Here is a 10,222-nt window from a genome sequence, read left to right as displayed (position 1 = left end):
ATTTCAAACTGTGAAACTCGATTACAAAACGGGAAGCTCGGATTGCAATTGACCAAATGGATAATTTCGGCATGAGCTGGGGTAAATTAGGGACAATGAACATTCTGTTCGTTACAATAACGATCCGATTATGGCTGGATACGGTAATATATATATTGATACCATAAAAGTCAGGAAAGGAGTATACCAATGGAATTAAAAGAAGCAATCTATACACGTCGATCTACCCGTAATTATAAATCTAAATTCGTTAATGATGAGATCATTAACGAATTAATTTACGCCGGTATAAACGCACCAAGTGCCATGAATATACAGCCTTGGGCATTTTCCGTAATTCAGGATAGGACTTTGCTGCAGCAGTTATCCGATGAGGCAAAGGAGTATTTGCTAGATACATTGGAATCACGGCCTTATTTGGAAAGCTATCGAGCCACATTTAATGATCCTGAGTTTAATATTTTTTATAATGCGCCTGCCTTACTGACCATTTACGCAAAACAAGAAGGCCCGAACCCTACAGGCGATTGTACTCTTGCGGCACAAAATGTTATGCTGATGGCGCATTCCATGGGATTGGGAACATGCTGGATCGGATTTGCCCAAACGTTTCTTAATGATCCAATTATAAAAGAACGGCTAGGAGTACCCCATAACTATACAATCATTGCACCGATAATTTTTGGTTATCCCGCCAAGGAAAGCGGCTATGTGCAAAAGAATGACCCCTCGATTTTGTTTTGGAAGTAAGACGGCAGGTATCTAAATAGTCCAGATATAACATGGAAAACTATAATTATATTGGCAGGAGTTGATTAATTGATGAAAGCATTACTTATTATTGATGTTCAGAATGATTATTTTGAAGGTGGCAAATCAGAGTTATACAATTCACACAAAGCTCTAATGAATATAGAAAAAGTGTTAAAGCTATTCCGGGAAAAAGGACTGCCCATTATTCATGTCCAGCACATAAATACTCGTGCCGGCGCAGCCTTTTTTCTACCAGATACGGCCGGTGTTTCGATTCATAAGAATCTGACCCCATTGGATAATGAAACGCTGATCGTAAAACATGCTCCAAACAGCTTTCTGAATACAAATCTTTCATCTGTCTTACAAGAAAAGGGAATATCAGAGCTGATCATATGCGGAATGATGAGTCATATGTGCATCGATACGACTACTAGAGCTTGTATGGACTTTGGATTAAAGGTCACATTGCTGGAAGATGCATGTGCTACGAAAGACCTGATATATAATCAGAATACGATTCCCGCTGAAACAGTTCATAATGTTTTTATGGCCTCATTGGATGGTCTTTTTGCACATGTTATAAAGACAGAAGAAATTTTCAAGTTATCCGATTTGTGATAAGGAAACGAAGCAACGAAGTAAAGGCCGCAGTCTTAAACTGCGGCTTTTGTCATTCCTGCTGATACAGATGTTGTTTTTAAAATTAGGAACAAAAAAAAGCGGATTAAGGACAGATTAAAGCAAAAATTTCCTATATTATTATAAAATACAACCATAGTGGTTATAGTACCGGAATCTATATAAGCGAATCCATAAACGGTATGGTAAGAGAGCGTGTTGTCACTGACACTCTCCTTTCTTGGTAGGAACCTGATAAGCTATGATATAAAAAAAGGACAAAAAGAGTATGATAGAAATCGAAGAAATACAGAACGTCTGTCAAAGCATAACTGAAACGGACCGCATCAGTACAATGCTTATTTGTTTTCATGAAGAAAAAGATGGAAATTTATGTGGTGAAATTCTTAACTGTTACATAGATGGACCTGTCCGGTTTTTCGGCGTAGGCGATTTGATCTTAAAATTGGATGAAATTTGCGACTGGGTCGGGACTCCCCAGCCAACCACTAATCCCAGGTTTCTTAATAAAAAAATGTCAGAAAAATATGCAAACAGGACCAGAGAGAAAAACATACTGCCGGTAAAGGCAAAAATTCAGCTGCAGGATAGTAAGACACTGGGTTCCCGGGCTCATCTGGCTAAAGAAACATTAATAGTTAAAATAGAGTTTCGCCAGAACGCCAGTATACAGGGAAGAGTGATTGGAAAGCTGACGAAGAAAAAATATGTGAATTTTAGGAGCGCTTTAGAACTGATGCGCATGTTGGAGGAGATTGTTATAATAAGCTGAAATATGAAATTGTAAAAATATGATAGTCTTCGCTTTAAAAAAAGGAGAAAGAATGCGCATTTATAAAGGAATGGTTTACCTTTTATCAATGATTGGATTGACAGCTTTATTCACATACTTTATTTTAGTACTGGTGCTTTTTAGAGAGAAATTAGAAGCCGGAAGAATCATTCGGACCGGGCGTCGTATATATGGAGTTGTTTCAAGAGAACTATAAGGATTAGAAGGAAGGCTTTTAAGAAACGGCGGACGGTAGTCCGTCTTTTTTATGTTTGAAATAAAACGGTTGCAATCCCGTTCCAAACTTAATTGCTAAATGAAAATGAAGCTGCGCTCTGGTAGATGATTTATTTAATAGAGCATAGCTTGCCTGATTATTCCGCTTGATTTGATTTTTTATATTCTTCTACGGCAATCAATAGTAATTATGCAGTATCTATCTGCTAACCGCTTACAACATTTTTACCGATAGAATTATTAGAAACATCTATATTCATATCTTGACTATGAATCGACAATGTGATATCATTATAACAAACAATACATTAGCATTTAATTAATAGAATATTCGTGCCAATGGAGAGGACAAGTGTCTATGAATATTAATAAATTACCCCTTTATGCAGAAGTTTCTAATGATTTACGCTTTAAAATCTTTACAGATGAGTGGAAGGTAGATGAGCAGATACCAACGGAGATGGAGCTGTGTGAAATCTATAATGTGAGCCGCATTACGGTCAGAAAGGCAATTGATCTTCTGGTCCAGGAGGGGCTTTTGTACCGTCAGCGTGCAGTCGGTACCTTTGTCCGTAAAATAGATGAGCAGGGAAACTTAACTCCGGTTAAGAGCTTTACACAAGAAATGACTGGCCTGGGAAAAGAAGCTTATACATTAAACGCTGCCATACAGAAAATACCTGCCAGCCGGAAGATTGCTAATTTTCTGAATACGAAAATCAATGAACCTGTGATGAATCTGCGGCGTGTATTTGGAACCCATGAAGGTGCGTTTGCTTTTTTTGATACGTACTTTTTATGCAATGAAAAGTACTCCGTTGATAGCAAGGATTATTATGGTTCTTTTTATGAATATCTGAATAGTTTTGGAATTGTTGTAAACTCTATCAATGAATATGTTGAAGCTGTGCTTCCGGATAACGAGCTTATGAAAATTTTAAGCGTTGATCAATGCACACCTATTTTAAAGCGTGTCAGATATACAAAAGATATTGATGTGGGAAAATCATTTCAGGAATACTCGGAATGTTTTTATATTGGCAGCGAGTATCGATATTATGTGAATTACATGGAGCCATAAAGGACGCAGTCCTTTTTGTAATCAAATGTTATAACATTATGATGTCATTACATGATTCAATAACAGACGAATGAATTTAAGAAAGGGGTATGCAAGGTGTCTAAAAAAATTGCTCATTGTATTCATCACACTCATTGGGATTTAATCTGGTATTTTACCGCTCAGGATGCAGCCGTCCAGTTCAGCTACAATATGAGGGAATTACTCAGGGGCTTTAAGGAGGGCAGCGTTGAAAATTTCTTTATGGATGGGCAAACGGCGCCCATTGATGAGTATCTAAGTATGCACCCGGAGGATGAGGCCTGTATCAGGGAGCTTGTAAAAAGCGGAAAGCTTATCATTGGGCCTTTCAATTCTCAGCTTGACTGTTTTATTTCAAGCGGGGAATCCGTAGTAAATAATTTAAGAATAGGAATGAAGACGGCAAGAAAGCTGGGAAAAATATCAAAAATCGCTTATCTTCCGGATTCCTTTGGCCATTCCTTTGACTTCCCTAAAATATTTAATAAGTTTGGAATCAGGGATTTTGTAATCACCAGAGGGGTAGGGGAATCCTACGGACTTGGAAGTGAATTTTATATGAAATCAAATGATGGAAGCGAGCTTTTAGTCTGCACCATGCTTTCCGGTTATGGATATGGCTGTTACGCGTTCAAAGAAGGGATTTTATTTGAAGAAGGTGCCAGAGACTACAATAAAATTAGTGTCGGAAGCTTAATCGACCGTCTTTTGAAATTTTCCACTGTTGAACATGAATTTGTATTTCCGCTGGGCTTTGACCAGAACCCTGCAATTCTAAATATTCCGGAAAAAATAAAAGAATATAACGATAAACAGTCTGATATTGAGTTTAGGCTTACTACATGGGAGGACTTTATCAAACAGGTTAGAAAAAAGGGTGAAAATTTAAAAATACACGAACATGAACTTTTTTCTACCCAATACCACAGGGTCCACAAATCCATATTTTCTGCAAGAGCAGATATTAAAGGGCTACAGGACCGATGTGAAAGAATTCTTACCTATGAACTTCAGCCAATGATGTCAATGCTGGATTCCCTTGGTATTGAGTACGATCACGGACTGATTGACAGGGCGTGGGAAACTCTTGTTAAATGCCAGACGCATTCCTCCGCGAACCTTACGGATGAAACCAATGCTTATATTGAAAGAGAAACGAAAAATGCTCTCAATCTGGCAGTATCTATGAAGTATTATTTGATGAAGCTGGTTTCCATTTCCTTAGAGGATGGGGAAAGAAAGCCGTATCCACTTGTTATATTTCATACATTGCCAAAGAAAAGAAGCATCATAAACGAGATTAAAATACTGACTAAGACTCCAAATTTTAAGATCCATGATGAAAATGGTGAAAATCTTTCCTTTACGGTGATAGACAGCAGGAGAAAAAACTGCGGCGTGCTTCGTAAGGATGCACAACTGATTGATCCAGGTAAATTTTATTATGAAACGGATATTGTTTTGGAGACCAATGAGTTCCATGGTATTTCCTATAAAACCTTTGATGTTGTTGAAACAGAGGAAGCCTGTCTGAATCGGTTCTCCCATTACGACCGTTTTATAGAAAACAGCAGATATAAGATATACCGGAATCAGGATGGAATCGTTATTTATGACAAAAAGCTAAACATAAAGCTTGAGAGGACAATTTATCTGGAAGAATCAGGAGACGAAGGGGATAGCTTTGATTATTCATATCCTGACCATGACTTAATCCTCCACGATTATATGGTTGATTCCCAGGTGGAATATCGTATTGCTAAAGAAGTAAGCATAATGAGCATCAGAGGGAGCATGAGAGTACCGTCTGATTTATCCAAACGCAGAAATGAAATTAGCGATAAGGATATGCCTTACTCCATACAAATTGCTTTAAAGAAAGGAAGCGATTTGATTGAAATAAGCGGAGAAATAGACAATGAATCAGAACAGCACCGTGTAAGGCTGGTATTTAAAGGGACAAGCGGGAATGAGTATTCCTATGGGGGAACACAATACGGATATATCAAACGAGAAACAAACCCGAAGGAGCTTAAAATATGGAAGGAAGAAAACTGGTTTGAGGAACCCAGTCCCACGTTCCCTTTGCTTAACCATGTATCCATGGTAAATGAAAATTATACCACCAGCGTATTCACGAGAAGCAGCAAAGAATATGAGTTTATAGGCGATAATTTTTCCGATATTGCAGTGCCTCTTTTCCGTTCATACGGCGCATTGGGATATCCTGATTTAAACAGGCGTCCTGGAAGGCCAAGCGGGCTTGATTATATGGTATTCTCTACTCCTGAATCCCAGATGAAAAAGAAAAACAAATTCGAGCTTGCTCTTTCCTTTGAAAAAGAATTTGATGCGAATAAGATTACGAATGCCTATATTGAATATGCCTGCGAAGCTTCTTATTACCAGAAGCAGGATTTTGATAAATCCATCTACCCTATTTCTTACTTTCCTACGAATCCTTTGAGCAGAACGCTGCCGAGAAGCTATGAATTCGTAGAGCTGGATCACTTGGATGGAAGCTTTGGAACCATTGTAAAGTCGGACTTCTCTGAAAGCTATATTTTAAGAATTTATAATAATAAGATCCAATCTTCAAAAGGAGGCGGGATCAAAGGATACGGGGAAAATAAAAAAGTTTATCTTACGGATATGCTGGAGGAGCTGGAACATCATGAAGTATCCCGGGAACTTCCGGATATGGCAAATGGGGAGCTAAGAATTATAAAAATAAAAAAGTGAAGGAAAGGAAAGGTTTTTTATGAAAAAAATTATTGGTGTTTGCGCCTGTCCGGCTGGAATTGCCCATACTTATATGGCAGCAGAAAGCTTGGAGAGGTACGGGAAAAAATTGGGTTATGAGATGAAAATTGAAACTAACGGTGCTGGAGGGGTAGAAAACCGACTTGATGAAACCGACATCAAAAATGCTGACTGTGTGATTATTGCGGCTGACACATTGGTGGAAACAGACCGTTTCATCGGAAAGCCTTTGATTGAAACCTCGGTTACAGAAGCAGTGAGAAATGCAGGAAAGATATTTGAGAAAATTGAAAACAATCATGTAGAAATTTATAAGGGGTAGACAAATATGAAAAAATTCTATAAGCATTTAATGTCAGGAGTATCTTATTTCTTACCTTTTGTTATTGCAGGTGGAATTATGACCGCTTTTGCATTCCTGCTCGATGTAGGCAATTCCGCAGCGGATACCTTTGGTTCTTCTACTGTAGTATCCGCATGGCTCCTTAAAATAGGAGGCATTGGAATGAATTATATGTTCCCGATCATGGCTGCATATATCGCATATTCCATTGCAGACCGTCCGGCTATTTTAATCGGTATGGTTACGGGAACTCTTGCGAGAGACAGCGGGACAGGCTTTCTGGGTGCCATTGCGGCCGGTTTTATAAGCGGATATGTAATTCTTCTGCTTAAAAAATGTTTTGTAAAACTTCCCCGATCCTTAGAAGGCATAAAAACCCTGCTGATCTATCCATTGGCTGGGCTTGCGATCGCCGCGTTAGCGGCAACAGGGGTAAATCTTATTGTTGCGCCCATTAATACAGGACTTACGAATTTCCTTAACAGTATAAGCGGAGTAAATGTAGCAATCCTTGGGGCAGTCATAGGCGTTATGCTTGCATTAGACCTTGGAGGCCCAATTAACAAGACGGCTTATTTTTTCTCTGTGGCGACCTTAACAGCCGCAGACGGATCGGCTGTTCCCAGTGTGATTATGGCGGCATGCGGGTGCAGTGCAATGGTTGTAAGTACCAGCTGCGCGGTGGCAGCCACACTTTTCCCAAAGAAGTTTGAACCCCATCTGCGGGATGCGAAAATAAGCGCTTATATTATGGGACTCAGCTTTTTTGTAGAAGGTGCGATTCCTTATGTTATGGATAAGCCCAAGCAGATTCTGCCGGCTTTGTGCATCGGTGCCGGTGTAACAGGAGCGCTCACTGCCGCACTTGGAATTACACTTGCGGCCCCCATAGGAGGACTGGAGACTCTTCCGCTTGTGAGCAATATCCCCTTGTATCTTCTCAGCTTTTTCATCGGTACCGCCGTTGCCGTGGGGATTATATATGTTTTGACAAGGAAGAATCCGGACGTGGAATAAATATACCATTGAGCGGGAGGAGAAAGAGATGAGTTTAATTAATGAAAACTTGATTCAGGTTCAGGCTGAGCTTGAAAATAAAGATGCGGTGATACATAAGATAGCAGAGATGCTGTATAAAGACAAGCGGACGGACGATAGGGAAGGCCTGATTCATGATATTTTAAAGAGGGAGGAGGAGCTTTCCACCTCCTAAGGCCTTGGCGTGGCGGTGCCCCATGCCCATTCACAGCACGTGTGTGAGCCGTCTCTTGTATTTATTAAGCTCTCCAATAAGATTTCATGGGGAAGGGATGACAATATTGAGGTAATATTCGGAATCGCCAACCCAGCAGCGAATCATAGTGATCACCATTTGAAAATTTTAGCGGCGCTTGCCAGAAAGCTGATGGATGAGGAATTCAGAAGGAAGCTTTTCGCCCTGGAAGGCAAAGAGGAAGTATTGAACTTTTTGAGTTTTTTAAATGATGACATTCACTGAATTTTAAAATTAATAACAAAGGGGTAATGAATTGAAGCATAAAAGCAGAATTTCAAATTATGATAAATATCCTGTGATTCCTTTAAATGGGTTTGATAAGGAAATTTTCACCTCCTATGGGGAAATAGGAAAAGAACTGCTTTCCCGCAAGGGAAAAGTATACGTGGTAGATTGTTATCCCGGTGTAGATGAGGAAGAGGTTCTTAAAAATCTGGAGAAAGAGTTGGCCCCGGAGCTTGTTTTACATAGTGATGATATTTTCTATGACGGGCAGACACTTACAAAGATGATGATGCCTCATTTAACGGATGACAGGGTAATGGGGGTTATGTATTATGGAAAAATGTTAGACTTTGTAGATGAGAAGGCGCTCAAAGAGATGCAAAAGAGGCTGGAAGGAGCAAAGGATAAAAGAGTTCTTGTCTATGGATTCGGTGCAAGCCTGATATCACGGGGGGATATTCTCATTTATGCGGATTTGAGCCGCTGGGAAATTCAGCTTCGTTACAGAAAGGGAATGCCGAACTTTAAGCAGACAAATTATGACGAGGATAATTTGGGAAAATACAAAAGAGGCTATTTTATTGAATGGAGAATTGCCGATAAGCATAAACGCGGTCTGTTTTCAAAGCCGGATTACTGGCTTGATACCAATAAAAGCAATGCGCCGGCCATGATTACAAAGGGGGCGTTTCAAGAAGCCATGAGCCAGGCTGTCAGGCGTCCGTTCCGCACCGTACCGTATTTTGATCCAGGAGTGTGGGGAGGCCAGTGGATGAAAGAGGTATGCGATTTAGACCGCAGTGAAAAGAATTATGCCTGGAGCTTCGACGGTGTTCCCGAGGAAAATTCTGTTCTTTTTGGAATCGGAGAAAATATCTTTGAATGTCCGGCAATGAACATCACGCTTTCCCATCCCATAGAGCTTCTCGGTGACCGGGTTTATGCCCGCTTTGGCGCTGAGTTTCCCATTCGGTTTGATTTTTTGGATACGGTGGAAGGGGAAAACTTAAGCCTTCAGGTCCATCCTACTGCTGATTATATAAAAGAAAATTACGGGATGCCCTTTACTCAGGAGGAGAGCTATTATATTCTTGATGCCGGAGAAAATGCAAAGATATATTTAGGTGTGCAGAATGATGCGGATATCAACGATATGTTTTCGGAATTAAAAGAAGCACAAAGGGGGGAGAAATCCTTTGCTGCTGAAAAATATGTCAATATCATTGACGTGAAGCCCCATGACCATATATTGATCCCTCCGGGCACGGTTCACTGTTCAGGTTCCGGCTGTATGGTATTGGAAATAAGCTCTTCTGCCTATATTTTCACATTTAAGCTTTGGGATTGGGACAGACTGGGGTTAGATGGTCTTCCAAGGCCTATTTATATAGACGAGGGAAAACAGGTCCTCAATTCCAGCTATAATACAGAGTTTGTAATGAATGAGCTGGTAAACCAGTTTAAAACGGTTCACAGGGAAGAGGGGTATCTTAATGAAAAAACAGGACTTCATCCATTGGAGTTTATAGAGACTCACCGTCATACATTTGCCAGGCCAGTCACATTGGAGATCGATAATAATGTCAGAATGCTGAATTTGGTGGAAGGCGATGAGATTACCGTTTATTCCCCCTGTAATGAATTTCAGCCCTATATTGTTCACTATGCCGAAACATTCATTATTCCGGCAGGTGTATCCTCCGTAACAATGGTTCCATCTGGAAAAAGTGAACATGAAGAGGTTAAGGTTTTAGAAGCATATGTCAGATAGCCCGGCAGAAGTTATACCGGTATCTGGCAGGAGAACGGAGTGCATATGCAGGATGCACTCCGTTTTTGCGCATCCGCAATGGCTTAAAATCAAGTAAAAATAAATTGACAAATTCAGTGCATAATGTTAACATACTAAACATATATGTTATGTAGAGTAAGGTCGGTTGAAATCATCAAAAAACCGTATCATTAAGGTTGTTCCTTGTGAATATACTTTATCAATCCGGGGGTGTTTGGGGTTAGGGATATTTAAGGCCGTAACAGTTCCAAAGCCGCCGTGGATTCATCGTACCATGAAAGATTTCAGTAGTTTCACAATCACTCCCCGTTACTATG

The 10,222-nt window shown here is 40.0% G+C and carries 8 protein-coding genes and 1 pseudogene; all 9 read left to right on the top strand.

Annotation, left to right across the window (positions count from 1 at the left end; genetic code table 11):
• Positions 1-189 precede the first annotated feature (189 nt).
• The 9 genes and pseudogenes from RT269_RS20985 to RT269_RS20945 all read left to right on the top strand — a co-directional run bounded on the left by RT269_RS20985 (position 190) and on the right by RT269_RS20945 (position 9,884).
• Complete coding sequence (locus RT269_RS20985; RefSeq protein WP_313185532.1) at positions 190-750, top strand: nitroreductase family protein; 561 nt, start codon at positions 190-192, stop codon at positions 748-750.
• A 72-nt stretch (positions 751-822) separates the two neighbouring features.
• A complete protein-coding gene (locus RT269_RS20980; protein ID WP_313185534.1) occupies positions 823-1,374 on the top strand; it encodes a cysteine hydrolase family protein in 552 nt (183 codons plus the stop codon).
• Between the two features lie 289 nt (positions 1,375-1,663).
• Positions 1,664-2,167 carry a hypothetical protein gene (locus RT269_RS20975; RefSeq protein ID WP_313185531.1) on the top strand — a complete coding sequence of 168 codons (504 nt, stop codon included), beginning with the start codon at positions 1,664-1,666 and terminating at the stop codon, positions 2,165-2,167.
• 595 nt (positions 2,168-2,762) lie between these two features.
• Entirely contained in the window at positions 2,763-3,485 is a 723-nt protein-coding gene (locus tag RT269_RS20970; protein WP_313185530.1) for a GntR family transcriptional regulator, read from the top strand.
• Positions 3,486-3,581: 96 nt separating this feature from the next.
• Entirely contained in the window at positions 3,582-6,248 is a 2,667-nt protein-coding gene (locus RT269_RS20965; protein WP_313185528.1) for a glycoside hydrolase family 38 C-terminal domain-containing protein, read from the top strand.
• A gap of 19 nt (positions 6,249-6,267) precedes the next feature.
• Positions 6,268-6,591, top strand: a complete 324-nt coding sequence (locus tag RT269_RS20960) for a PTS fructose transporter subunit IIB (RefSeq protein WP_313185526.1) — start codon at positions 6,268-6,270, stop codon at positions 6,589-6,591.
• A 6-nt stretch (positions 6,592-6,597) separates the two neighbouring features.
• Positions 6,598-7,629, top strand: coding sequence for a PTS fructose transporter subunit IIC (locus RT269_RS20955; RefSeq protein ID WP_313185525.1), 1,032 nt, complete (start codon positions 6,598-6,600; stop codon positions 7,627-7,629).
• A gap of 28 nt (positions 7,630-7,657) precedes the next feature.
• Positions 7,658-8,110, top strand: a pseudogene (locus RT269_RS20950) (PTS sugar transporter subunit IIA).
• A 31-nt stretch (positions 8,111-8,141) separates the two neighbouring features.
• Entirely contained in the window at positions 8,142-9,884 is a 1,743-nt protein-coding gene (locus tag RT269_RS20945; protein WP_313185523.1) for a class I mannose-6-phosphate isomerase, read from the top strand.
• Positions 9,885-10,222: the final 338 nt, after the last annotated feature.

The sequence above is a fragment of the Lacrimispora sp. genome, from assembly GCF_032078915.1.
GTDB lineage: Bacteria > Bacillota > Clostridia > Lachnospirales > Lachnospiraceae > Lacrimispora.
The sequence above is the reverse complement of the archived record's forward strand: the minus strand, read 5'-3'. Positions and strand labels throughout refer to the sequence as shown.